General features: G+C 62.7%; 21 protein-coding genes. 9 read left to right on the top strand and 12 right to left on the bottom strand.

Annotated elements, in window-relative coordinates; genetic code table 11:
* The 7 genes from nuoF to VGG47_RS00610 form a co-directional block, all read right to left on the bottom strand.
* Entirely contained in the window at nt 1-1,275 is a 1,275-nt protein-coding gene (nuoF, locus tag VGG47_RS00640; protein ID WP_408841230.1) for an NADH-quinone oxidoreductase subunit NuoF, read from the bottom strand.
* 184 nt (nt 1,276-1,459) lie between these two features.
* Nucleotides 1,460-1,951, bottom strand: coding sequence for an NADH-quinone oxidoreductase subunit NuoE (gene nuoE / locus VGG47_RS00635; protein WP_331534920.1), 492 nt, complete (start codon nt 1,949-1,951; stop codon nt 1,460-1,462).
* Nucleotides 1,938-3,704: an NADH-quinone oxidoreductase subunit C/D gene (nuoC, locus tag VGG47_RS00630; protein ID WP_331534919.1), complete on the bottom strand. Its 1,767-nt coding sequence runs from the start codon at nt 3,702-3,704 to the stop codon at nt 1,938-1,940. Before nuoC ends, nuoE begins: the two co-directional genes overlap by 14 nt.
* A gap of 12 nt (nt 3,705-3,716) precedes the next feature.
* Nucleotides 3,717-4,361, bottom strand: coding sequence for a NuoB/complex I 20 kDa subunit family protein (locus VGG47_RS00625; protein ID WP_331534918.1), 645 nt, complete (start codon nt 4,359-4,361; stop codon nt 3,717-3,719).
* 5 nt (nt 4,362-4,366) lie between these two features.
* Nucleotides 4,367-4,765 (bottom strand): NADH-quinone oxidoreductase subunit A, encoded by a 399-nt coding sequence (gene ndhC / locus VGG47_RS00620; RefSeq protein ID WP_331534917.1) that lies wholly within the window; start codon nt 4,763-4,765, stop codon nt 4,367-4,369.
* 303 nt (nt 4,766-5,068) lie between these two features.
* A complete protein-coding gene (locus VGG47_RS00615) occupies nt 5,069-5,497 on the bottom strand; it encodes a CHRD domain-containing protein (protein ID WP_331534916.1) in 429 nt (142 codons plus the stop codon).
* 88 nt (nt 5,498-5,585) lie between these two features.
* Complete coding sequence (locus VGG47_RS00610; protein ID WP_331534915.1) at nt 5,586-6,287, bottom strand: MgtC/SapB family protein; 702 nt, start codon at nt 6,285-6,287, stop codon at nt 5,586-5,588.
* Between the two features lie 321 nt (nt 6,288-6,608).
* Here VGG47_RS00610 and VGG47_RS00605 point away from each other — a divergent pair, with 321 nt between their 5' ends.
* The 5 genes from VGG47_RS00605 (at nt 6,609) to VGG47_RS00585 (ending at nt 11,409) form a co-directional block, all read left to right on the top strand.
* The gene (locus VGG47_RS00605) at nt 6,609-7,850 is read left to right on the top strand and encodes an ABC transporter substrate-binding protein (protein ID WP_331534914.1); all 1,242 of its coding nucleotides are present in this window, start codon (nt 6,609-6,611) and stop codon (nt 7,848-7,850) included.
* Between the two features lie 80 nt (nt 7,851-7,930).
* The gene (locus VGG47_RS00600) at nt 7,931-8,809 is read left to right on the top strand and encodes a branched-chain amino acid ABC transporter permease (protein ID WP_331534913.1); all 879 of its coding nucleotides are present in this window, start codon (nt 7,931-7,933) and stop codon (nt 8,807-8,809) included.
* 3 nt (nt 8,810-8,812) lie between these two features.
* Nucleotides 8,813-8,935 (top strand): hypothetical protein, encoded by a 123-nt coding sequence (locus VGG47_RS00595; protein WP_331534912.1) that lies wholly within the window; start codon nt 8,813-8,815, stop codon nt 8,933-8,935.
* Nucleotides 8,936-9,007: 72 nt separating this feature from the next.
* Nucleotides 9,008-9,928: a branched-chain amino acid ABC transporter permease gene (locus VGG47_RS00590; protein WP_331534911.1), complete on the top strand. Its 921-nt coding sequence runs from the start codon at nt 9,008-9,010 to the stop codon at nt 9,926-9,928.
* Nucleotides 9,928-11,409, top strand: coding sequence for an ATP-binding cassette domain-containing protein (locus tag VGG47_RS00585; protein ID WP_331534910.1), 1,482 nt, complete (start codon nt 9,928-9,930; stop codon nt 11,407-11,409). The genes VGG47_RS00590 and VGG47_RS00585 overlap by 1 nt, the downstream gene beginning before the upstream one ends.
* A gap of 128 nt (nt 11,410-11,537) precedes the next feature.
* Here VGG47_RS00585 and VGG47_RS00580 read toward each other — a convergent pair whose 3' ends face one another.
* Nucleotides 11,538-12,248: a CoA transferase subunit A gene (locus VGG47_RS00580; RefSeq protein WP_331534909.1), complete on the bottom strand. Its 711-nt coding sequence runs from the start codon at nt 12,246-12,248 to the stop codon at nt 11,538-11,540.
* A 207-nt stretch (nt 12,249-12,455) separates the two neighbouring features.
* The gene (locus VGG47_RS00575; protein ID WP_331534908.1) at nt 12,456-14,012 is read right to left on the bottom strand and encodes an FAD-dependent monooxygenase; all 1,557 of its coding nucleotides are present in this window, start codon (nt 14,010-14,012) and stop codon (nt 12,456-12,458) included.
* Between the two features lie 197 nt (nt 14,013-14,209).
* Here VGG47_RS00575 and VGG47_RS00570 point away from each other — a divergent pair, with 197 nt between their 5' ends.
* Entirely contained in the window at nt 14,210-15,433 is a 1,224-nt protein-coding gene (locus tag VGG47_RS00570; RefSeq protein WP_331534907.1) for an arabinose transporter, read from the top strand.
* Between the two features lie 115 nt (nt 15,434-15,548).
* Here VGG47_RS00570 and VGG47_RS00565 read toward each other — a convergent pair whose 3' ends face one another.
* Complete coding sequence (locus VGG47_RS00565; RefSeq protein WP_331534906.1) at nt 15,549-16,865, bottom strand: Nramp family divalent metal transporter; 1,317 nt, start codon at nt 16,863-16,865, stop codon at nt 15,549-15,551.
* A 588-nt stretch (nt 16,866-17,453) separates the two neighbouring features.
* Nucleotides 17,454-17,663 carry a hypothetical protein gene (locus tag VGG47_RS00560; RefSeq protein WP_331534905.1) on the bottom strand — a complete coding sequence of 70 codons (210 nt, stop codon included), beginning with the start codon at nt 17,661-17,663 and terminating at the stop codon, nt 17,454-17,456.
* 123 nt (nt 17,664-17,786) lie between these two features.
* Here VGG47_RS00560 and VGG47_RS00555 point away from each other — a divergent pair, with 123 nt between their 5' ends.
* Nucleotides 17,787-19,439 (top strand): Nramp family divalent metal transporter, encoded by a 1,653-nt coding sequence (locus VGG47_RS00555; protein ID WP_331534904.1) that lies wholly within the window; start codon nt 17,787-17,789, stop codon nt 19,437-19,439.
* Between the two features lie 130 nt (nt 19,440-19,569).
* On the top strand, nt 19,570-20,988 hold the full coding sequence (locus tag VGG47_RS00550; RefSeq protein ID WP_331534903.1) for a carbohydrate porin: 1,419 nt from the start codon (nt 19,570-19,572) through the stop codon (nt 20,986-20,988).
* A 158-nt stretch (nt 20,989-21,146) separates the two neighbouring features.
* On the opposite strand, the gene VGG47_RS00545 is transcribed toward VGG47_RS00550, so the two are convergent.
* Nucleotides 21,147-21,833, bottom strand: a complete 687-nt coding sequence (locus VGG47_RS00545) for a GntR family transcriptional regulator (RefSeq protein WP_331534902.1) — start codon at nt 21,831-21,833, stop codon at nt 21,147-21,149.
* A 200-nt stretch (nt 21,834-22,033) separates the two neighbouring features.
* On the opposite strand from VGG47_RS00545, the gene VGG47_RS00540 reads away from it, so the two are divergent.
* Complete coding sequence (locus VGG47_RS00540; RefSeq protein ID WP_331534901.1) at nt 22,034-23,377, top strand: MFS transporter; 1,344 nt, start codon at nt 22,034-22,036, stop codon at nt 23,375-23,377.
* Nucleotides 23,378-23,388 lie beyond the last annotated feature (11 nt).

The raw sequence follows: 23,388 nt of genomic DNA, 5'->3' as shown, positions 1-23,388 counted from the left end.
TCAACTCCACGGACAATGTTGGTCGTGAACATGCTGTTCAAAATCGGCACGGAAATATTTGAGCCCGGTGGCGAGTGGCGCCATCGCCCCCGGCGCATGCGCGCAAAAGGTGCGGCCGGGGCCGAGCAGGCCGACATGCTCTTCGAGAATCGCGAGATCCTCTTCCGCCCCCTGACCGGCCTCGATGCCGGCGAGCAGACGCTCGACCCAGGGCAGGCCGTCGCGGCAGGGCGTGCACCAGCCGCAGGATTCCTGCGCGAAAAAATGTTCGAGATTGCGCAGCATGCCGACCGGGCAGGTGCGCTGGTCGAGCACGATGGCCGCCCCGGTGCCGAGCCGGCTGCCGCATTTTTCCACCGCGGCATAGTTCATCGGTACGTCGAGATCGGCCGCCATGATGAAGCCGGTGGAGGCGCCGCCGGGTAGAACGGCGCGCAACTCGTACCCGTCCTGCATGCCGCCGGCATGCTCTTCCAGGATCTCGCGCAGCGGCGTGCCCATCGGCAGCTCCCACGTGCCGGGCCGGCGTACGCGTCCGCTGGCGCCGAAAATCTTCGTGCCGCTATCGGTGTCCTTGCCGAGGCCGATGAACCACGCAGCACCATTATTGACGATATGCGGCACATTGCAGAGGGTCTCGACATTGTTGACCACGGTCGGCCGTCCCCACAGGCCGCTGATCTGCGGGAAGGGCGGCTTGGCGCGGGGGATCGCGCGCTTGCCCTCCAGCGCCGTGAGCAGGGCCGTTTCCTCGCCGCAGATATAACGTCCGCCGCTGGTGTGCAGATGCACAGAAAGGCTGAATGCCCCGCCGAAACTGTTGGGACCGATGTACTGCCGCGCCGCCGCCTCGTCGATCGCCCGCTGCAACCGCTTTGCCGCGAGATGGTATTCGCCGCGCAGGAAGATAAAGGCGCTATCGGCCTGGATCGCATAAGCGGAGATGATGATCGCCTCGACCATCTGGTGCGGATCGCCCTCCAGCAGCAGCCGGTCCTTGAAGGTGCCGGGCTCCATTTCGTCCGCGTTCACCACCAGATAACGCGGCGGCGGCGTAGCTTCGAGCTTGGGCACCAGGCTCCATTTGAGGCCGGTGGAAAACCCGGCGCCACCGCGGCCGCGCAGCTTGGATTGGGTGACGAGATCGATCACCTCCGCCGGTGTCATCTGCGTCACCGCCTGGCGCGCCGCCCGGTATCCACCGGCGCGCTCATAGGCGCCAAGGTCGAGCGGTTCGCCGGGGCGGATATTGGCGGTAAGCGGCGTTTCCGTCATGCGCAGCACCTCAGGAAAAGGCTACTTTTTGAGAACAAAAAGTAGCAAAAAAATTTTATTTTTGCTGGGCCATGGGCTTTGTCGCCGACACAGCCCATGGCCCAGCATAACAAAAATTTTTGCGCCGCTTTTTTTAAAAAGCGGCCGCTTTCCTCTATCCCAGAGTATGATTGATCCATGGGCATCATGCTCTAGGACCGAAGATTGTATCGAGTTGGGCGGCGTCGACATCGCCGTAGAGCGTCTCGTCGATCAGCATGGCCGGGGCATGGTCGCAATGGCCGAGGCAGACGATCGGCAGCAGCGTGTAGTCGCCGTCCTGCGTGGTTTCACCCGGGGAGATGCCGAGACGATGCTGCAATTGCGCCGCCACGCGCTCCCTTCCCATGATCCAGCATGACACGCTGTCGCAGAGAAAAATCACGTGTTTGCCGACGGGCTTGCGAAAAATCAGATTGTAGAAGGTGGCGACGCTGTCGAGCTCGGCGGCCGACATGCCAAGCAGGGCGGCGATCGCGGCGAGCTGCGCGTCATTCACCCAGCCATGACGCGACTGCACGTATTTGAGCGCGTCGATGCAGGCCGAACGCGCCGTCTCCCCGTGCGCGGCCAGGGTCGCGATGTGTTCCCGCTCCTCCGCGCTCAGGGGGAGGAGCAAAAAATCAGCGGTCGACATCGGCCATCACGAAATCGATGCTGCCGATGAGCGCGATCAGGTCGGCGACGAAGCTGCCGCGGCTGATCAGCGGGATCATCTGCAGATGCGGAAAGGACGGGGTGCGGATGCGCGTGCGGTACGACATCGTGTCGCCGTCGCTCACCAGATAATAGGCGTTCATGCCCTTGCTCGCCTCGATGGTCACACAGGCCTCGCCGGGCGGAATCACCGGCCCCCAGCTGACATTCAGAAAATGCGTGATCAGCGTTTCGATGTCGTGCAGGGTGCGCGCCCGCACCGGCGGCGTCGTCAAAGGATGGTCGGATTTGTAAGGGCCCTCCGGCATGTTGTTCAGGCATTGGCGGATGATGCGCAGGCTCTGGCGCATCTCCTCGAGATGCACGACGACGCGGTCGTAGCAATCGCCATGGGTCGCGGTCGGCACATCGAAGTCGAACTGCTCATAGCCGGAATAGGGGCGGGCCTTGCGGCAGTCCCAGTCGAAGCCGCAGGCGCGCAGGCCCGGCCCGGTGACGCCCCATTCGATCGCCTCGTCCAGCGTATAGGCGCCGACGCCGACCGCGCGTGCCTTGAAGATGCGGTTGCGCATCACCAGGCGGTCATATTCGTCGAGCCGCTTCGGCAGATAGTCGCAGAAATCGGCGATGAGCTTTTGCCAGCCCTGCGGCAGATCCGCGGCGACGCCGCCGATGCGGAACCAGGACGGATGCATCCTGAACCCGCAGATCGCCTCGACGATCTCGAAGGCGCGCTCGCGGTCGGTGAACATATAAAACACCGGCGAGAGCTGGCCGACATCCTGCGACATGGTGCCGAAGAACACGAGATGGCTGATGATGCGGAACAGTTCCGCCAGCATGACGCGGATCGTCTGCGCGCGCGGCGGGATTTTGATGCCGGCAAGCTGCTCCACCGCCATCACGTAAGGAAAATTGTTCATGACACCGCTGAGATAGTCGATGCGGTCGGTGTAGGGGATGAACGTATGCCAGGATTGCCGCTCGCCCATCTTCTCGGCGCCGCGATGGTGAAAGCCGATTTCCGGCACCACATCGACGATCTCTTCGCCTTCCAGCTGCAGAATCAGGCGGAACACGCCATGCACACTGGGATGGTTCGGGCCCATGTTGAGGAACATGAACTCGCTGCTCCCGCTGCGGCGGGTCAGGCCCCACTCCTCGGGACGAAAGCGCAGCGCCTCCTGCTCGGCGATCTCCTTGTCCTCCGTGAGATCATAGACCCCCATTTCCGTGGCGCGGGCGTAATGCTCCTTGCGCAGCGGGTGGCCGGTCCAGCTGCGCGGCGTGAGGATGCGTGTGAGATGCGGATGATCGTCGAAGACGATGCCGAACATGTCCCAGACTTCGCGCTCGTACCAATTGGCATTCGGCCATAGGCTGCAGATGCTGGGCAGATGCGGTGTGCCGGTGAGTGCGACTTTCAGGCGGAAATCTTCGTTGCGGCCAAACGAGACGAGATGATAGACGGCGGAAAAATCCGCCGCCGGCTGGCCCTCGCGATGGTTACGCGAGCGCTCGTCGATCGCGGTGAGATCGAACAGCAGCCGGTAGGGGTTGGGCAGTTCGTTCTTCAGCAGATGTAGCGTCTGCCGCAGCCGGTCCGGCGTCACCCAGATGGTCGGGATGCCATCGACGGTTTGTTGCGCCGTGAAGGCCTCGTTGCCGAGCCTTGCCGCAAGTTCGCGGAGAATTGAGGGTTCGGCGAAGCGGCCCGGAACGGTCTGCAACATCGCCCCTCTCCTCTATACGTGGTCCGGCGGATCGAGCGTGGTTGCCTGGCGGCGCCAGATGCGTTTCTCGTCGCGCTGGCTGGGCCGCGGCGCGCGCTCCACCCCTTGCGGCCCGACCACCCAGCTGAGCGGGCGCCGGTCGCTGGCCACCGCCTTCTGCAGCAGCATCAGCCCTTCGAACAGCGCGTCGGGGCGCGGCGGGCAGCCCGGCACATAGACATCGACGGGGAGGAAACTGTCGACGCCCTGCACCACGCTGTAGATGTCATACATGCCGCCGGAATTGGCGCAGGAGCCCATCGAGATCACCCAGCGCGGCTCCAGCATCTGGTCGTAAAGATACTTGATCACCGGCGCCATTTTCACGAACACGGTGCCCGAGATGACGATCACGTCGGCCTCGCGTGGGGTGGCGCGCAGCACCTCGGAGCCGAAGCGCGCGATGTCGAACTTGCTGGTGAACGACGTGGCCATTTCCACATAGCAGCAGGAGAGCCCGAAATTGAACGGCCAGAGCGAGTTTTTCTGGCCCCATGACACCAGGTCCTGCAATTTGCCCAACACCAGGTTGCGGCGCACCGCCTCGGTGAACGAGCCGTGCTCAACCGGCTTTGGTGCCGGCGGAACGTCGTGGGTCCGGCTGAGGGTCCAGGCCATGCGGTTCACCGCAAACTGCTGACGGGGTGCAAGCGAGGCTTCGGCCCCCACTCCAAGGCGCCGATGCGCCAGAGATAGGCGAGGGCGGCCAGCAGAATCACGATGAAGGCGAGCATCGCTCGATAGCCGTCCCATCCGGCCGGGCGCAGCGCGACCGCCCAGGCATAGATGAACACGCTCTCCAGGTCGAAGACCACGAACAACATGGCCACGAGATAAAACTGGATGGAAAATTGCAGCCGCGCATCGGAAGTCGGCAAAATGCCGCTCTCGAACGGTTGGACGGTGGCCCGCGCCACATGATGCTGGCCCAGAACAAAGGAGCCGCCGATCATCAGTGCAACGAGCGCCAAAATACCGCAGGCGTACACGACCAAAAGCCAGAGTTCTGGTGCGTTTCCCATTCGTTGAGCTCCCGCTCGTTTGTCAGGAAACCGCCCGCTGCGCTATTCTCCGACCAGCGGACGGATTCAGCACGAACTTCAATAGCGTAACGTAATAGTAGGCGCTATTCGAGGAGTGTCAAGAATTGTTCTGGCGTCTTGGCCGGCTATCTTAGATAGAAGAAAGCAGCCGCTTTTTGAAAAAAGCGGCGCAAAAACTTCTTCTCTGCTGGGCCATGGGCGTTGTCGGCGACAGCGCCCATGGCCCAGCATAAAAAAAGTTTTTTTGCTTCTTTTTGTTCACAAAAAGAAGCCTTCCTTTACTTACTTGCTGGGAATGACCTGCGCCCGTGCTTCGCCCATCGGATAGGCGGTGGTGTGCAGGTTCACATAGGTGTTACCGGCGAGCAGGACGGTGGCGGTCGCCGCGTTTGCGGTCAGCGTGCCGTGCATGCCGCTGTGATAGGGGCCGGGGATCGGCAGCAGCACGCCGGCTTCCTGGCCGGGGGCGGCCGGGCCATGGAAATGGGCCGCGATCACCGGGCCGGACAGGTGCGCATAGACAATATGATAGGTGACCTTATCCGTCACCGTGTCGAAGGTGCCGCGCACGTGGCCGGTGGGCTTGGTGGTCACAGCACCTTCGAGGCCAAAGGTGCCGGAGAATTTCACCAGCTTGGCCTGCGCCAGCGGGGCGGCGGCGAGCAGCAGGACGGCGGCCAGAGGGGTTATCGCGCGGGCACTGAGATGCATAATTTGACTCCTGGTTGATGTGAGCAGCATGGCTGCGAGCATCATATGGTGTGGTTCGGCGCCAGGTTAAGTCTGCGCAACGATTTGGTCAGCCGGTCGTGCTGGAGGTCCAGGTGGCGTTTTTCACCAGCGGCGAACGTTCCAGGGTTGTAACCACCTCGTCCAGCTCCGTCAGCCGCGCGCTGGAGGCGACCAGCGTGGCGCCGAGTTCGACGATGTCGTCATTCTCGGTCAGGACCTCGACCTCCCGCACCGGGTAGTGTGCCCTTTCCAGCACATCGAACAGCAAATCGCGGACATCGGCCACGGCGGCGGGCCGGCACAGCGCATGGATGGTGTATTGCGCCTCGCTGAAGCGGGCGTCGACCGGGATCCGGTTGATGTAGTTTACCAGCGGCCGCAGCAAGGTGTTGCCGGCCAGCACGAAGACGGTGAGGGCGGTCGCCTCCGCGGGATAGCCGCAGCCCGAGAAGGCGCCGACCGCGGCGGAGCACCACAGCGTCCCGGCGGTGTTGAGGCCGCGTATGTTCGTGCCGTCTTTTAAAATGACGCCGGCGCCGAGAAACCCGATGCCGGAGACGATATAGGCGACAATGCGTGTGGAACCGGCCGGCCCGGCCAGTTGCACGCCCAGCTCGGCGAAGGCTGCCGAGCCGAGCGCCACCAGCACCGTGGTGCGCAGCCCGGCCGAGCGCTGCCGCCATTGCCGTTCGGCGCCGATCAGCGTGCCGAGCACGAAAGCGACTGCGAAACTGGCCAGGGTATGAAGGAAGGGGACCGGACTTGTCATGAAGAACCCGCGATTTGGCGGGGTCAGGACAAAGGCCATACTTGCGGCGGTGCGGCAAGATCAAGAGAGGCCGGCACCGCGGAGCCGGCAGATGCTGCGCAGGGAACCGCCGAAGTTTATGCCGTTGACATATTCATGGCATGGGCGTTACGACTGAAATGAATAAACAGTCGTCCGTATTGTCGAATAATACGTAAGAACCATAAGCACATAAAAGCTAAAGACCGACGTAAGATCCAACAACAAAATCGACCAACCGCAAACCAAAAAATTAAAAAAAAGAGAGGTAGCGTTCAGATGGAAAAGTCTAGGCGTTCAGCGTTGACGAGATGGTTTTCGGGCCTCTCCTGTGCGGCTGCGGCCCTGGCGCTCAGCTCTGCTGGGCTGCACGCGGCCCGGGCCGATGGGCCGCCTTTGAAAATCGGCGTGATCGGCGAAGCCTCGGCGGTGGCCGGCGCCTCGATCACCAAGGCGGCGCAGCTGGCGGTGGACCAGATGAACGCCCAAGGCGGGTTTAACGGGCAACCGGTTCAGCTCTTTGTCTACGACGACCATTCCTCGGCCTCCGACGCGGTGCGGGCGTTCCAGCGCGCGGTGACCCAGGACCACGTGAACGCGGTGATCGTCAGCTATATTTCGGAAGTGGCGCTGGCGGTCGAGCCCTGGGCCGCACGGCTGCACATGCCCACCATCACGCCCGGCGCCGCGAGCACGGCGATCGACACAATGGTCCATGCGGATTACAGCCGGTACAAATACATGTTTCATGGCTGGATCAATTCACAGGCGCTCGCGGATGTCATTTGTTCCGGCATCGACGACCTCCTGGTGAAGCCGTATAACGTCAAGAGCGCGGTGATCATGAGCGAGGACGCGGCCTGGACCACGCCGCTCGACAATGAATATCTGCAATGCCTGCCGAAAATAGGCGTGCAGGTGCTCGGCCATGTCCGCTTCAATCCGGACACCACGGATTTCACACCGATCTTTAACGATATTGAAGCGAAACATCCGGATCTGATCGTCACCGGCATCAGCCATGTTGGCGTGCAGCCGACCGTGCAATGGCACGACCAGCAGGTGCCGATCCCGATGGCCGGGCAAAGTTCGCAGGCCACGACGAGCACGTTCTGGGATGATACGCATGGCGCGACGGAAGGGGTAATCACCGCCAGCGCCGCCGCCCCGGGTGTCGCGATCACGCCGAAAACCATTCCCTTCACCGAGGCCTATCAGCAACGCTATGGCGCCACCCCGGCCTATGACGGCTATACGGCCTATGACGACGTGTTCATCATCGCCGACGCGGTGAAGCGCGCCGGTTCGACGGATCCGGACAAAATGGTCACGGCGCTGGAGCAGACCAATTATGTCGGCACGCTGGGCCGTGTGCAGTTCTACGGCAAGGACAACCCCTTCACCCATGCGATGAAAGTGGGGCCCGGCTTCGTCACCGGTGTCGACATCCAGTGGCAGAACGGCAAGCAGGTCTGCGTGTGGCCGAGCGATATCTGCCACGCCAAGCTGGTCTTCCCGTCCTTCATCAAGCTGGCGGCGCAATAGCAACCGAGCGGCGGCCCGGATAACCGGGCCGTCCACCGGGTCAGAGACCATCTGGTACGGGCTCCTGCCCTGGAGAGCGCATGCACCTGTTTTGGCAAATCCTCATTGATGGTTTCGCGATCAGCGCGCTCTACGCGCTGGGCGCCACCGGCTTCACCCTGATGTTCGGCGTCTCCGGCGTGCTGAACCTGTCGCATGGCGCCATCATGGTGGTGGCCGCGGTGGTCGGCTGGCTGGTGGCCGGCAATACCGGGGCGGGCGCAGTGGGCGGCACGCTGCTCGGCATCCTGGCCGGGCTGCTCACCGCCTATGCCACCTATTTCGTGGTGGTGCGGCCGATCCAGCGCTCGAAAGCCATCTCCTCCGATGAAACCGAGATTTTCGTGCTCACCGCCACGCTGATCTGGGGCATCATGATCCAGTCGGGCCTCGATTATCTGTTTACGGATAATCCGGTGGCGATGCGGCCGTTGATCGGCGGCGTTACGTCGCTCGCCGGGGTGCGCACGCCGACCAACGAGATCATGATCGCGGTGATCTGCTGGGTCGTGATCGGCCTGCTCTGGCTGCTGGTGAACCGTACCCGCATCGGCAAGGCCCTGCTCGCCGCGGCGATCAACCCGCGCGGTCTCACCATGCTCGGCTTCGAGCTCTCGAAAATCCATTTCCTGGTGTGGACGATCTATGGCGTGCTGGCGGGTCTCGCCGGCGTGCTGCTCGCCTCTTTCCTGGGCACCAGCCCGGCCGATACCGGCACGCTGACGGCGAGCGCCTTCTCCATCGTCGTGCTGGGTGGGCTCGGCAGCGTCTCCGGCTCGCTCATCGCCGCTTATGTCGTTGGCTATCTGGAGACGATCACCGCCTATCTTGTGGCGCCAACCCTGCGGCCCATTCCGGCGCTGCTGCTGCTGGTCATCGTCGTCTATCTCCGCCCGCAAGGGCTGCTCGGCCGGCGTTAGGGCATGATCGCTCATCCGGGTTCTCAAAGCGAAGCAAGCGGCCGCTTTTTGAAAAAAGCGGCGCAAAAACTTCTTTTATGCTGGGCCATGGGGGGTGTCGGCGACAAAGCCCATGGCCCAGCATAAAAGAAGTTTTTTTGCTTCTTTTTGTTCACAAAAAGAAGTCTTCTCCTTCCTGTCCTGTCTAAGGGAGCTGCAATGGGTTTCTTGAAACAACCGCGTTTCTGGCTCGTCGTGGTGCTGGCGCTGTTCGCGGCAGTGGCGCCGCTTTGGATGTCCGCCTATTTCCTCGGCGTGTTCACGGTCGCCTATTATTTCGGCGTGTTCGCGATGAGCTGGGACCTGCTGTTCGGCTTCGCGGGCGAGGTGAATTTCGGCCCCACCGCGCTGATCGGGCTAGGCGCCTATGGCGCGGCCATGCTCAACAGCATGGCCGGTCTGCCGATCGTGGTCTGCCTCATTTTCGGGGGGCTGCTCGCGGTCGCCGGCGGGGCGCTGCTGGCGTTGCCGGCGCTGCGGCTTACCGGACCGTATTTCGGTCTCGTCACCTTGGTCGCGGTGCTGCTGCTGCAGAATTTCATCGTCATCTTCGCCGGTGTCACCGGCGGGGAGATCGGCATGACCGTGCCGAGCGTGCTCTCCATCGACGCCGGCGTGAACTACGAATACGCGCTCGGCTTCCTCGTCATCTGCGCGGTCATCCTCTATGGCCTGTCGCGCTCGGCGCTGGGGCTGATCCTGCAGGCGAGCGGCCAGGACGCCACCGAGGCGGCAGCACTCGGCTTCAACATCACCAAGCATAAATTCGCCGCCTTCTGCATCAGCGCGCTGTTTTCCGGCCTCGCCGGGGGCATGCTGATCTTCTACATGGGCACCGTCTCGGTGGACACGGTCATCGACATTTCCATCGACGTGCAGATCATCATCATGGCCGTGCTGGGCGGACGGCGCACCATTCTCGGCGGCATTCTCGGCGCGGTGTTCATCATCCTTGCCAATGAGCTGCTGCGGCCGCTGGGGCAGCTGAACAATTTCGTCGTCGCCGGCATCGCGCTTGCCGTGATTCTGCTCTTTCCCGATGGATTTCTCGGTGTTCTGCACCGCGCGAGGCGCGCCTGATGCGCGACGTGGTGATCAAGGACGCCTGCCTCAGCGTCAGCGGCCTGACCAAGCGTTTCGGCGGGCTGGTGGCGGTGAAGGATCTCGGCTTTCGCATCATGCCGGGGGAAATTCTCGGCCTGATCGGCCCGAACGGGTCCGGCAAATCCACCGTGATGAAGCTGATCATGGGCATCATCAAGCCCAATGCCGGGTCGATCAGGCTCGACGGCACGGACGTCGCCGGCTGGCCTTCGCACCGTGTGGCGCGGGCGGGGGTGGGCATCGTGTTCCAGCATTCCCGCCCGCTGCACCGCCAGACGGTGTTGGAGAACATCAAGCTCGGCCTGCTGCCGGATTCCCTGCTGCGGCTGATGCATGACCGCGCGGTGGACCGCAAGGCACGCGAGATCGCCGAGCGCGTGGAACTGGACCGCGTGCTCGACCGTTATCCGTCGACGCTGCCGTTCGCGGATCTGCGCCGGATGGAGCTGGCGAAAGCGATCGCCCGCAACCCCAGGCTGGTCCTGGTCGATGAACCTTTCGCCGGTCTCACCGCCCAGGAAGTCAGAAGTTTCTCAAGCCTGATCGAAGGGTTTCGCGGTGAGGGCAGGGCGGTGCTGCTCGTCGACCACAATGTGAAGAGCGTCGCGGCCATGGCGGACCGCGTGCTCGCGATGTATCTGGGCGAATACGTCGCCGAGGGCACGGCCGAAGAGGTGATGCGCAACGAGACGGTGCGCCGGGTCTATCTCGGCGGCGCCATCGAGGTCGCGGCCCGGCCGCAGATCAGCCAGAAAGCGGGCCCGCCGCTGCTGGAAATCGCGGATGTCAGCGTGCTCTACGGCAAGGCGCAGGCGCTGGACAAAGTCTCGCTCCACGTGAAGGAGGGAGAGTTTGTCTCCGTGGTCGGCCTCAACGGCGCCGGCAAAACCACCTTGTTCAATGCCATTTCCGGCCTGGTGCCCTATTCCGGCACGATCAAATGGGGCGGGCAACCCCTCGCCGGGCGCACCGCCGCTTCCATAGCCCGCGCCGGCATCGTGCAATGCGCTGAGACGCGGCAGCTCTTCGGCGATATGAGCGTGCGCGAAAATCTCGATCTCGGCGGCTGGCACCTACCCCCGGCGGAGGGCGCAAAGCAGCTCGACTGGCTGTTCGGCCTGTTTCCGATCCTGCGCAGCCGCCAGACGCAGATGGCCAAAACCCTCTCGGGCGGTGAGCAGCAGATGCTGGCGATCGCCCGCGCGCTGATGATGCGGCCGAAATTTCTGCTCCTGGATGAACCGACGCTGGGTCTCGCGCCGGTGATCTTGGAGCAGATCTCAAAGGCGCTGGAAGTGTTGCGCAACAGCACGCCGATCACCGTGCTGCTGGCCGAGCAGAACGTGACCTTCGCGCTCCCCCATGCTGACCGCGTCTATGTGCTGGAGCATGCGCGCATCGTCTGGGAGGGCGACCCTGAACGTTTCGCCCGCGAGGCCGGTACAGGGTATTTATAAGTAAAAAGAAGGAAGACTACTTTTTGTGAACAAAAAGTAGCAAAAAAACTTTGCTATGCTGGGCCATGGGCGCTGGCGCTGACAACGCCCACTACCCAGCATAGCAAAAAGTTTTTGCGCCGCTTTTTTTAAAAAGCGGCCGCTTTCTTCACCGTAAGCTCACCGATGCGCTTTTCATTAATCGTGCTCTGCACGAGCCGGTCCACATAGATGCCCGGTGTGTGGATCTGGTCGGGATCGAGCGCCCCGGCCTCGACGATCTCCTCCACCTCGGCGACGGTGATTTTCCCCGCCGTCGCCATTTCCGGGTTGAAATTGCGCGCGGTCTTGCGGAACACGAGGTTCCCCGCCGGATCGCCGCGCCAGGCTTTCACGATCGACAGATCCGCCCGCAGCCATGTTTCGCGGATATAAAGCTGTCCCTCGAACTCTTCCGCCGGCTTGCCCGCCGCGACCACGGTGCCGACCCCGGTGCGGGTATAGAAGGCCGGAATGCCGGCGCCGCCGGCGCGGATGCGCTCGGCCATCGTGCCTTGCGGGTTAAGCTCGAGCTCGATCTCGCCGGCCTGGCATTGCTCCTGGAACAGCCGGTTCACGCCGAGATAGGAGCAGACGGCCTTGCGGATCTGCCGCTGCGTCAGCAGGAACCACAGGCCGAAATTCTCGTTGCCGCAATTGTTGGAGATGACAGTGAGGTTCTTGGTGCCGGCGCGATAAATCTCTGCGATCAGGCTTTCCGGATTGCCGGCATAGCCGAACCCGCCGGACATGATGGTCATCCCGTCAAACAACACGCCCTCCAGCGCCACCGCCGGACTTGGGAAAATTTTCTGCACCATGTTCCGCGCCCCGTTTGCGGCGCTCTTACTGGGCTGGCCGGCTTCTCGGAAGAGGAAGAGGCCGCTTTTTGAAAAAAGCGGCGCAAAAACTTTTGCTATGCTGGGCCATGGGCGGTGTCGCTGATAACGCCCACGGCCCAGACTAATAAAGTTTTTTTGCTACTTTTTGTTCACAAAAAGTAGTCCTTCTCTTCGCTTTGGCTGCGCTTATTCCACGCGTGGCCGGGCCGCCTGGGGTTTCGCGTGTTTACAGAAATCGAGGCTGAGATCGGCGCAGTAATCCTCCAGCACCATCACCGAGCCGGATAATTCCGCCACGCCCACATAACCGTCCGGCCGGAGCAGATACACCGCGTCGGGCTCCAGCCCCGCGGCCTCACACTCTTCCCGCCAGGGGAACAGGTGCAGCGGGATTTCGCGCGCCTGGCACCAGGCGATGAGGTCGTCGTCGGCCTTGCCGTATACGTGGGCTTGCCAGTTCAGCGCGCACAGGCTGGTCAAATTATCCTGCCCGTCCACGATCACCCACGGCAGCCGGTCACCGCTATGCACCTGCCCCGCCATGCCCCGGCTCAGCTTACTGCCGCGGTAATCCACGTTGAGCTGCGACACGGCGCGGAACATATAGATTCGCATCGCCTCGAGGCGCGTCATGCGCTGGAGCAAAGGCGGCGCCAGCCGGGTGCGCAGGAGGTCGGCAAATAGCCCCGGGGCGGTGGCGAAACGGAACCCCCGGTCGCTCGTCGCCACCAGGCGCCGCGCGAAACGGATGCGCTCGCTCTCATAACTGTCCAGCAGCGTGTCCGGTGCCTGGCCGCGCAGCACGGCGGCGAGTTTCCAGGCCAGGTTGATGGCGTCGCCGATGCCGGTATTCATGCCCTGGCCCCCGGCCGGGCTGTGGATATGCGCCGCGTCGCCGAGCAGGAAAGCCGCCCCCTTGCGCATCTGGGCACAGACCCGGTGATGCACGTGAAAGGTGGAGAATGACCCCACCGAGGCGATCTCAAGCTGAAAATTCTGGATCGCCCGGGGGCTGACATCGGCGAAAGTCAGTGTCTCCGGCCGGTTCACCCGCTCATCGCGCAAAGTGCCGACCAGCCGGACCTGGCCCGGGCTGGGCAGCGGAAACAACGCGAGAAAATCCGCCTCGTCGAGGTCGACATGCAGCTCGCCATCGAAGGCCCGGCCGTGGCCCGTGACGTCGGCGGCATAGAAAAACTGCCGGTAGGTGCGGCCGGCGAAGCCGATGCCCAGGTTCTCGCGCACCAGCGACCCTGCGCCATCGCAACCGGCGATGAACCGCGCCGCATAGAACTCCTCGCCGCCGGGGCCGCTTATGTGCGCCGTCACATGGCCGCCATGGTCAATAAAGCCGAGCAGTTCGTGCCGCCGTTCCACGGTGATGCCGGCCTGTTCCAGCTGCTCGATCAGCAGCCGCTCATGCTGGTCCTGCGGAAAGATCAGCAAAAACGGGTAGGGGGTCTGCCTGCCGCCGATCTGTTCGAATGGCAGGCGCGCTTCCGGTGCGCCTTTCACCCAGAGATTGATCGCTGGCACTTTGTGGCCGCGCGCCACCACGGTGTCGGCAAGGTTCAACTGCCGGTAGAGTTCCAGAGTGCGCGCCTGCACGGAGAGGGAGTGGGACGTGGTGGCCGGCCCGGTATTCCTGTCGATGATGCGCGGACGAATCCCCTGCTTCACCAGCCACAGCGCCAGCACCAGCCCGGTAGGCCCGGCCCCGACGATCAGCACATCATGGCGCATCGCTAACCCCTTTCCGCTCCCGCGGCCGTTTGGCGCCGCGTGACGCCCGACAGAGATTGGGCATTATAGACGGAATTCTACTTACATAGGGCGTTTTTAGACGGCGCGCCGCTGAGGCAAGGGGGGCGTGATCAAAAACTGGCGAGATCGGGAAATGACCCAAGATAAACGCTCACCCTCGAAGTTCTGGAGTGACGATGTCGATTTCCCCCAATGCGGACAGCCAAGCGCTAAGGCTTCTCGCGCGGCTGGCCTGCGCCATGTTTTTCACCTTCATGACCATCGGCCTGCCCTTGCCGGTTGTGCCGCTTTATGTCGGTCATGATCTAGGTTTCGGCAATGTGCTGGTCGGCATCTCGGTCGGCATCCAGTTTCTCGCCACCATTCTGACGCGCAGTTATGCCGGCCGGACGGCTGATGCCGAAGGCGCGAAAGGCGTGATGCTGCGCGGCATGTTCTTTTGCGGCTGCTCGGGCGTGGCGCTCATCCTGTGCGCCGTCCTGCCTTTGCCGGACGGTCTGCGCCTCGCGGTGCTGATCGCAGGCCGGCTGATCCTCGGTTTTGGCGAGAGCCAGGTGGTGGTCGGCATGCTTGGCTGGGGCATGGGCACGGTCGGCCCGGCCCGCGCCAGCACCGTGCTCGCCTGGACCGGCATGGCCATGTACGGCTCGATGGCGGCGGCGGCGCCGATCGGGTATCGGCTCTACCGCCAGGGCGGGCTGGTGTTTGTCGGCCTGGCCGCCATCGCCGCACCGCTCATCGCCGCTGCTTTGGCGTTCCGGGTGCCACATGTCGCCCCGCATCCGGGCCAGCGCCAATCCTTCCTGAAAACCGTCGGCCTGATCTGGCAGGCCGGGCTTGGCGTGCTGCTGCAGGGCGTGGGCTTCGCCGGGATCGGGACCTTCGTCTCGCTCGATTTCGCCGCGCATCACTGGTCCGGGACCGGCGTGGCGATGACCTGCTTCGGGGGCGCCTTCGTGCTGGTGCGGATTTTCTTTGGCCGCGCGCCGGACCGCTTTGGCGGGGGACAGGTCGCCATGGCCTCCTTCGTCGTCGAAATCATCGGCCAGTCGCTGCTCTACCTCGCGCCCTCGGCGCCTGTAGCACTGCTCGGCGCGGCCGCGACCGGGGCCGGCTGCTCGATGATCTTCCCCTCGCTCGGTGTGGAAATCGTCAAGCGCGTGCCGGCGCAGATCCGCAGCACCGCGCTGGGCGGCTTCGCCGCCTTTCAGGACGCCGCTTACGGGCTGACAGGACCGCTGACCGGCATCTTTGCCACCGCTTACGGCTATCCTTCCGTGTTCGCGGTCGGCGCTGTGTGCGGCCTGGGCGGGTTGTTCGTCACCGGCGCCATCGTCCGCGGTGCGTTGGGCTGGGGCTCAGCGACAGAAGAAAGACTACTTTTTGTGAACAAAAAGTAGCAAAAAAACTTTGTTAATCTGGGCCTTAGGCTTTGTCGCTGACACAGCCCGAGGCCCAGCATAAAAGAAGTTTTTGCGCCGCTTTTTTCAAAAAGCGGCCGCTTCCTTTCTATTTCTAGCTCGAGGGCAGGCCGGGGATCGGCACACCGAAGGTCTGCAGCAGCAGCACGGCGTTGAGCGCCAGGATCACCACGGTGCCGCCGATCGCCAGCGTATTGGTCAGACGGCTGTTGACGAATTCGCCCATCAGGTCGCGCCGGCGGGTGAACAGCACCACTGCGATCATCGGCAGCGGCAAGGCGAAGGACAGCACCACCTGGCTGATCACCAGCGCGTTGGTCGCGTTGGCGCCATAGCCGATGACCACGAAGGCAGGGACCATGGTCACCAGGCGCCGCACCGCGATGGGGATGCGGAAGTTCACAAAACCCTGCATGATCACCTGTCCGGCCATGGTGCCCACGGCGGAGCTGGAAATGCCCGAGGCCATCAGCGAGATCAGGAACACGGCCGCCGCCCCGGCGCCGAGCAGGGGCGTCAGCGTATGATAGGCGGTCTGGATTTCCGCGACATCGCTGTGGCCGGCATGGAAGGCCGCGGAGGCCATCATCACCATCGCCATGTTGACGGCGCCGGCCCCGGCGAGGGCGATGATGCATTCCCGGTTCGAGAAGCGCAGCAGCGCCCGGCGTTCCTTCACGTTCCGGCCGGGCGCGCGCGCCTGGGTGAGGGCCGAATGCAGATACACGGCATGTGGCATGATGGTGGCGCCGATGATGCCGACGGCGATGGTCAGGGCCTCGGCATTCGGCAGCGACGGCACCACGCTGTGCAGCCCGGCCTGGCCCCAGGCGACCGGAGCGATGAACATTTCTATGAGAAAGCACAGGCCGACCACGCTGACCAGGCCGCCGATGATGAGCTCGAGCGGGCGGAAGCCGCGGCGGTCGAACAACAAAATGCCATAGGTGATCAGCCCCGTGACCACCATGCCGGCGAGCAGCGGCATCTTCAACAGCAGCGACAGCCCGATCGCGCCGCCGAGAAATTCCGCGAGGTCGGTTGCCATCGCGGCGATCTCGCTGACGACCCACATCGCATAGACGACCGGGCGAGGGAATTGCGCACGGCACATTTCGGCGAGATTCTTACCGGTCACGATCCCGAGCTTGGCGGACAATATCTGGAACAGCATGGCGATCAGGCTCGCCATCAGCACCACCCAGAGCAGGCCATAGCCGAATGCGGCACCGGCCTGAATGTTGGTGGCGTAATTGCCCGGGTCCATATAGGCGATCGAGACAATCACCGCGGGCCCCGCGAACAGCAGGGCCGACCCCAAGCCGCGCCGCCGGCCAGCCAGCACCTCGCGGATGCGGAGCGTGGTTTGATCCGTCAGTGAGGGTTTCGCCAGGTCGGTGAAGTCGCTCATGGTCGCTCCGCAGCATTCACGCCACAATGTAGCTAAGGCTACATTTTTGACAATAGGCTTTATCCTTATGCCGTGGTTACAATTGGGTGGCTGGGTATGAAGCATGCCTGACAAGTGCTCGAACGATTCGATTGCTCCAAAAAGTGAAGGGGAAGGCTATTTTTTGTGAACAAAAAGTAGCAAAAAAACTTTGTTAATGCTGGGCCTGGGGCGTTGTTGCTGACACAGCCCATGGCCCAGCATTAACAAAAATTTTTGCGCCGCTTTTTTCAAAAAGCGGCCGCTTGGGTTCAAAAACCCGTGAATGCAGACTTTATGGCTCCGTCTTGACTCGGAATTCTCGGGGGTATACGGGCCGCGTCGGCCAGACGGCAGCGTGCCGTTGGCCAACCATGTTTTGTCACTCCAGCAAGGATCACATGAACCCGCGATCTACCAGCCAGCCCACGGAGGGCGATAGTCGGCGCTGTGCGCTGATTGTCTCGCCGCTGTGTGGCTTTGACGCCTGGGATTGCCAAGTGACCGCGAGGGTTTCAGCCGGCTAGGCTGACCCGCCCGGCCTCGGCCTCCCTGGCTTTAGCAACAGCTTTAGCAATAGGAGGCCGTGATGGCCGAGATTTTGAAATTCGTCCCACGTCGTGGGCGTCTCGACATGTTGAATTCTGGCCGGAGCGTTGCGGCGGCCGGCAGGATGCGAATGGCCGCCTGTTCATTCAGTGGAAGATCGATAACGACGCCGCGCTCTAACGCGCCGTCGCCGCTGTTTAGGTAAAGCCCCTCCACCCGGAGATCGACCATGACTGTCATCACGTCAGTCAGCCGCCAGGCTGACCGTGCGCGCCGCGCCGCGCCTGGGCGCTTTTTAAATCCGTTCGTTGGACAACCACCACAAGGGCGCGCCCGCGCCATGAGATGCGACAAATGAGCCTTATGCCCAAGATCCCGACCGAACCGGCGACCGCCGTTCTCGACCAGGCGCATCTCGGCGACATCCGCGGCGCTTTCGGCACCATTGCCAAAGGCGATATCGCCCCGCGCCGCACCTGGAAGACGCGCCTGGTCACCTTAGCTGCCATCGTCGGGCCAGGCCTGATCGTCATGACCGGCGATAACGATGCCGGCGCTTTCAGCACCTACAGCCAGGCCGGCCAGAATTACGGTTATTCGCTGCTATGGACGCTGCTGCTCATGCTGCCGGTGCTCTACGTCAACCAGGAGATGGTCATCCGGCTCGGTGCCGTCACCGGCGTCGGCCATGCTCGCCTGATCCTCGAGCGTTTCGGCAAGTTCTGGGGCGCTTTCAGCGTCATCGACCTGTTCCTGCTGAACGCGCTGACCATCGTCTCCGAATTCATCGGCATCAATCTCGGCCTGCAATATCTCGGCGTGCCGAAGATCGCGGGAGTCTTCATCGCCGCCTGCGTCATCATCGGCGTCGCCAGCACCGGCGATTTCCGCAAGTTCGAGCGCTTTGCGATGTGCCTGATCGCCTTCAGCTTCCTGCTGGTGCCACTGTTCGTCCTCGTGCATCCGCCGCTCGGCGCGGTCGCGAACGGCTTCTTCGTGCCGCAGATGCCGCATGTCCCGTCCGATGGCCTGGCCGCCGTGCTGCTGCTGGTGATCGGCATCATCGGCACCACGCTGGCGCCCTGGCAGCTCTTCTTCCAGCAGAGCTATGTCGTCGACAAGCGCATCACGCCGCGCTTCATCCGTTATTCGCGGGTGGATCTTGCGATCGGCTTCATCATCGTGATCGGGGGCGCCATCGCGCTGATGGCGGCTGCCGCCGCGATCTTTGCGCACCACCCGGAGTTCGGCAACTTCACCGACGATCTCGGCGTGGCGGATGGGCTGCAGAAATATGTCGGCCGGGTGCCGGCGGTGGTGTTCGCGCTCGCTCTGATCGACGCCAGCATCATCGGCGCCTCGGCGGTGTCGCTATCCACGGCCTACGCGATCTCCGACGTCTTCAAGTTCAATCATTCGCTGCACCGCAAGCCCGGCGAGGCGAAGTTCTTCTACGTCGTGTATGGCGCTTTGCTGTTCGGCGCCGCGGCGCTGGTGCTCACCCCGGGCATGCCGCTCGGGCTCATCACCAACGCGGTGCAGGGTCTGGCCGGCGTGCTGCTGCCGAGCGCCACCGTTTTTCTGCTCCTGCTCTGCAATGATAGGGCGGTGCTTGGTCCCTGGGTGAACGGGCGCTTCATCAACCTCCTCACCGGGGTCGTCATCGCGGTGCTGCTGCTGCTCTCGGTCATTCTCACCGCGGCCGTGGTCTATCCCGCGATCACCGGCACCCAGATCATCGCGATCCTTGGCGGCGGCAGCATCCTTGCCGTGATCATCGCGCTCGTCATGTTCGTGATGCGGCGGATGAGCGGTGCTGCGAAGGCGCCGCCGGTCGATCGCTCCGGCCAGGATGACTGGCGGATGTCGCCGCTCCACAAGCTGGCACCCGGCGGGTTCACGCCCGCGATGCGGGTCTGGATGATGGCGCTCCGTGGTTATCTCTTTCTTGCCGGCGGCCTCGTGGTCGCGCGCATCATCGAACTCGCCCTAACGGGCGCCTCCTAAACCCTAACTGCGAAGTGACGCCATCGCCAGGCTACCGCGACCGGCCTCAGCCGGTCGCGCCAGGAGGTGCGCGTTTTCTTCTCTTCTTCATGTTCCTTCCAATCCGTTCCGTGTAAGGCCGATCATGCACATGCAGTTTGCTGGACTCTCGAACGCGTCTAAATTTCCTCGCCTGACCTTGTTGTCCGGGGTGTTGTCAGCAGGCTTCGCGGCTCTGCCCATCGCTGCGCATGCGCAAGAGGCGGACCCCACGCCGCAGCCTGCGCCCACGCCGATTACCGCCGGCCAAACGGCGTCGGCACCGGTCACGCAGCAATGGGCGGTCCATGGCCAGCTGACCAGCATCTGGATGGCGCAACCCGCCTTCCACGCGCCCTATACCGGGTCGCAAAGCCTGAGCCCCGCCGCGAACGGGCGGGAGACCGTCCAGGCCACGGTCTTTCTCGGCTTCCGCCCGTGGCAAGGCGGTGAAATCTGGTTCAACCCGACGATGGATCAGGGATACGGCCTCGATGACACCACCGGCCTTGCGGGGTACATCAATGCCGAGTCCGCCAAGGTGGGCGAGACCTACCCGTACTACCAGATGCCACGGGCCTTTTTCCGCCAGACCATCGATCTCGGCGGCCAGACGGAGGCGGTGGCCCCGGATCTCAACCAGCTCGGCGGCACGGAGACGGCGAACCGGCTGGTGTTCACGGTCGGCAAGTTCGCGGTCACCGACATTTTCGACACTAACGCCTACGCGAACAATCCGGCCAGCGACTTCCTGAACTGGTCGGTGGTCAACATGGGTGCGTTCGACTACGCGGCGAATGCCTGGGGCTACACTTACGGCGCGGCGGCGCAATGGTATCAGGGCCCCTGGGTTTTCAGCGCCGGCGCCTTTGATCTGTCGCAGATCCCGAACGGCAATAAACTCGATAACCGCATCGGGCAGCAGATGCAGTATGTGGGGCAGATCACAAGGAACTACGCGCTCTGGAGTCAGCCCGGGGCGGTCAGCGTGCTCTATTTCCTTTCGCGCGGGATGCTCGGCAGTTATGGCGATGCGCTGGCCCTCGCGGCCCAAACCAACACCGTGCCCAACACTGCTAACGTGCGGGAAGAGCGCAGCAAGGGCGGCTTCGGCATCAACATCCAGCAGCAGATTATCCCGGGGCTCGGCGTTTTCGCGCGGGCGAGCGCCAATAATGGTGGGGTCGAGGCCGACGAGTATACCGATATCAGCCAGTCGGTCTCGGCCGGCATCTCGGTCCAGGGCGGTTTCTGGGGCCGGCCGGATGACACGTTCGGTCTCGCGGGGGCGGTGAACACGATCTCGCACACGGCCAAGGAGTATTTCGCCGCGGGGGGATTGGGCATCCTGATCGGCGATGGGCAGTTGGAGCAGGCGGGGCCGGAGCAGATCCTCGAGACCTATTACAGCATTCCCATGTTCCACTACGCTGCTCTCTCGGCAGATTACCAGTTCATCAACAACCCCGCCTATAACGTCGAGCGTGGTCCGGTTTCGGTTTTCCAGCTGCGGCTGAACATCCAGATCTAAGTCGGTTTCTCGGAGAGAGGAAAGTGGCCGCTCTTTGAGTCAAGCGGCGCAAATGAACAAAGTTTTTTGCTGGGCCATGGGCGCCGTCGCCGCCAACGCCCACAGCCCAGCTGAGTCAAAAATTTTTGCGCCGCTTTTTTCAAAAAGCGGCTGCTTCCTCAGTTAGCAGCCTGCAGCAAAAGTATCCGGGCTCGAAATGCACCCCGAATATGCGCGCGTGCCGCTTGTTCCGCTCCGTCCGGATCCCGTGCGGCGATTCGGTCGACGATTTTTTCGTGTTCGTCGATGGATTGTTCGGCCCGTTCCTTGGAGCCCAGTGTGGTTTGCGCCAGCAGCGCCAGCGAGAGCCGTAAGTTTTCGAGCATGCTGCTAAGGTAACGATTACGCGCCGAATTCCGAATTTGCTGATGGAAGCGTCGGTTCGTGCGGGCGAGTTGATCCGGGACCATAAGACGCTGCCGATCCCTGGCGACCATCTCGCGCAACAGCTCGATCTCCACCGTGGTCGCATGGATCGCCGCCAGGTGAGCCGAGGTTCCCTCAAGGACCTCTCGCATAAGGTACATTTCCGTGATCTGGGAATAGTCGAGGGTCGCCACGACGGCGCCATGATGAGGCTCGTGAGCAACCAGCCCGTGCGTCTCCAGGCGCTTGAGGGCTTCTCGGATCGGCGTGCGGCTGACCGCAAAACGCTTCGCCAATTCGGTCTCGGGAAGCCTGGTTCCCGGGGGCAGCTGCCCCGCTTCGATGGCCTCAAGCAGCATGTCGTACGCGCCTGTGGCGCTCGATCTGCCCTGCTGAAGAGGTATTTTTTGTGACGATTTTTGTGCGGCGACGCGTTCCATTTGTATCCCGGATCATAAGGACGGTCCAAAGGACGCGGCTGAGTAATCTCGTCAGCCGGCCAATGTCCCCTCATTTGCGGCACTATCTTGCCGTTCTCAAGATTGTACGCTAATGGATCCTGCAGGATACTGTCAATCCGGCACAAGATTACGCGCCGGAAAGGCCAGTTATTGATAAAAAAGAGGAAGGGCCAAGAGTTATGAGTGTTTCCGTGGGTACGGGTGTCGCCGTAGGCAGGCCGACGACTCGACAGATCTATCGGGTGGCTGTCGCCAGCATCGTGGGGTCGGTGATCGAGCAATACGATTTTCTGGTCACCGGCATCATCGCGGCAACGGTCTGGGGTGGCATTTTCTTCAAAATGCAGGCGCTCGGCGCCGCGGCCGCGGCGATCAGCGTCTACGGCATCGGGATCATCATCCGCCCAGTCGGTGCCTACATCTTCGGCAATATAGCAGACCGCAGCGGGCGCAAGAATGCACTCGTCTATGCCCTCGTGCTGATGGGCGTCAGCACGCTGCTCATCGGCCTGACGCCGACCTATGATAAGATCGGCATTCTCGCGCCAATCCTGCTGATCATCTTCCGGCTCATGCAGGGCATCAGTTTCGGCGCGGAATTCGGCACCGCCGCGACCTGGGTCGTCGAGCAGGCGGCGCACTCGAAGTATCGCGCCTTCTGGGGCGCCTGGGTCGGCTTTGCGATTCCGCTCGGCCTCCTGCTGGGCTTTACCTCGGTGATTTTCGTGAAGTCCTTGATGTCGGAAGCGGCGTTCAACGCCTGGGGCTGGCGCATCTTCTTCTATATCGGTTTCGTCGTCGCGATCGTTGGTCTCATCATCCGCCTGCGGACCGAAGAGAGCTTCGTTTTCGAGCGTCATTCTGCGAAGGCGGCGGTTCTCGATCACCCCGCCCGTCGCGTGTGGCGGGAAATGCCGCTGCGCATCCTGCGCACCTCGCTGGTGAATGCGATGTTCGGCGGCGCCTTCTTCCTCTGCTTCGTCTTTGGCACGAGCTACATGAGGGCCGTGGGATTCACCGCGTTGCAGGCGGAGTCGATTGGCCTGATCGCGGCCGCCTCCATGCTCGTGTTCATGATCATCGGCGCGTTTCTGGCCGACTACATCAACCGCCGGGCGATCCTTATGGCCTCCGCGATCGTGTTTCTGGTCTTCGCGATCCCGTATTTCTACATGATCAACACGGGGAACTTCGCTCTCGCGGTCGTCGCAGAGGTGATCGGTTTCGGCTTCGTGTTCGGCTTCGGTTATGGCGCGATCCCGACCTTCTACACGGAGAATTTTCCGACGCGCTATCGCGCCTCGGGAGCGAGCGCGGGCTACCAGGTTTCCCAGGCTTACGGCGGTGGACTGATCCCGATCCTGGCCGGCCTGATCCTGCGCGCCGTCGGCATCCACCACGCCTTTATTTATATCGGCCTCATGGTGATGGTCTATGCGCTCGCTGCCATCGTGGCGATTCTGCTGACGCCCGAGACCAAGGGCGTGGACCTGGAAGGCGTTTCCGAGCCTCAGCGTGCATAGGGAGCTTGATA

It is taken from the genome of Acidocella sp., assembly GCF_036489515.1.
GTDB lineage: Bacteria > Pseudomonadota > Alphaproteobacteria > Acetobacterales > Acetobacteraceae > Acidocella.
The sequence above is the reverse complement of the archived record's forward strand: the minus strand, read 5'-3'. Positions and strand labels throughout refer to the sequence as shown.

Excerpts from the sequence above, each read along its gene's own strand:
- nuoF (WP_408841230.1), bottom strand. The coding sequence starts at position 1,275 with ATGACGGAAACGCCGCTTACCGCCAATATCCGCCCCGGCGAACCGCTC.
- nuoE (WP_331534920.1), bottom strand. The coding sequence starts at position 1,951 with ATGTCGACCGCTGATTTTTTGCTCCTCCCCCTGAGCGCGGAGGAGCGG.
- nuoC (WP_331534919.1), bottom strand. The coding sequence starts at position 3,704 with ATGTTGCAGACCGTTCCGGGCCGCTTCGCCGAACCCTCAATTCTCCGC.
- VGG47_RS00625 (WP_331534918.1), bottom strand. The coding sequence starts at position 4,361 with ATGGCCTGGACCCTCAGCCGGACCCACGACGTTCCGCCGGCACCAAAG.
- ndhC (WP_331534917.1), bottom strand. The coding sequence starts at position 4,765 with ATGGGAAACGCACCAGAACTCTGGCTTTTGGTCGTGTACGCCTGCGGT.
- VGG47_RS00615 (WP_331534916.1), bottom strand. The coding sequence starts at position 5,497 with ATGCATCTCAGTGCCCGCGCGATAACCCCTCTGGCCGCCGTCCTGCTG.
- VGG47_RS00610 (WP_331534915.1), bottom strand. The coding sequence starts at position 6,287 with ATGACAAGTCCGGTCCCCTTCCTTCATACCCTGGCCAGTTTCGCAGTC.
- VGG47_RS00600 (WP_331534913.1), top strand. The coding sequence starts at position 7,931 with ATGCACCTGTTTTGGCAAATCCTCATTGATGGTTTCGCGATCAGCGCG.
- VGG47_RS00595 (WP_331534912.1), top strand. The coding sequence starts at position 8,813 with ATGATCGCTCATCCGGGTTCTCAAAGCGAAGCAAGCGGCCGCTTTTTG.
- VGG47_RS00590 (WP_331534911.1), top strand. The coding sequence starts at position 9,008 with ATGGGTTTCTTGAAACAACCGCGTTTCTGGCTCGTCGTGGTGCTGGCG.
- VGG47_RS00585 (WP_331534910.1), top strand. The coding sequence starts at position 9,928 with ATGCGCGACGTGGTGATCAAGGACGCCTGCCTCAGCGTCAGCGGCCTG.
- VGG47_RS00580 (WP_331534909.1), bottom strand. The coding sequence starts at position 12,248 with ATGGTGCAGAAAATTTTCCCAAGTCCGGCGGTGGCGCTGGAGGGCGTG.
- VGG47_RS00575 (WP_331534908.1), bottom strand. The coding sequence starts at position 14,012 with ATGCGCCATGATGTGCTGATCGTCGGGGCCGGGCCTACCGGGCTGGTG.
- VGG47_RS00570 (WP_331534907.1), top strand. The coding sequence starts at position 14,210 with ATGTCGATTTCCCCCAATGCGGACAGCCAAGCGCTAAGGCTTCTCGCG.
- VGG47_RS00565 (WP_331534906.1), bottom strand. The coding sequence starts at position 16,865 with ATGAGCGACTTCACCGACCTGGCGAAACCCTCACTGACGGATCAAACC.
- VGG47_RS00560 (WP_331534905.1), bottom strand. The coding sequence starts at position 17,663 with ATGGTCGATCTCCGGGTGGAGGGGCTTTACCTAAACAGCGGCGACGGC.
- VGG47_RS00555 (WP_331534904.1), top strand. The coding sequence starts at position 17,787 with ATGAGCCTTATGCCCAAGATCCCGACCGAACCGGCGACCGCCGTTCTC.
- VGG47_RS00550 (WP_331534903.1), top strand. The coding sequence starts at position 19,570 with ATGCAGTTTGCTGGACTCTCGAACGCGTCTAAATTTCCTCGCCTGACC.
- VGG47_RS00545 (WP_331534902.1), bottom strand. The coding sequence starts at position 21,833 with ATGGAACGCGTCGCCGCACAAAAATCGTCACAAAAAATACCTCTTCAG.
- VGG47_RS00540 (WP_331534901.1), top strand. The coding sequence starts at position 22,034 with ATGAGTGTTTCCGTGGGTACGGGTGTCGCCGTAGGCAGGCCGACGACT.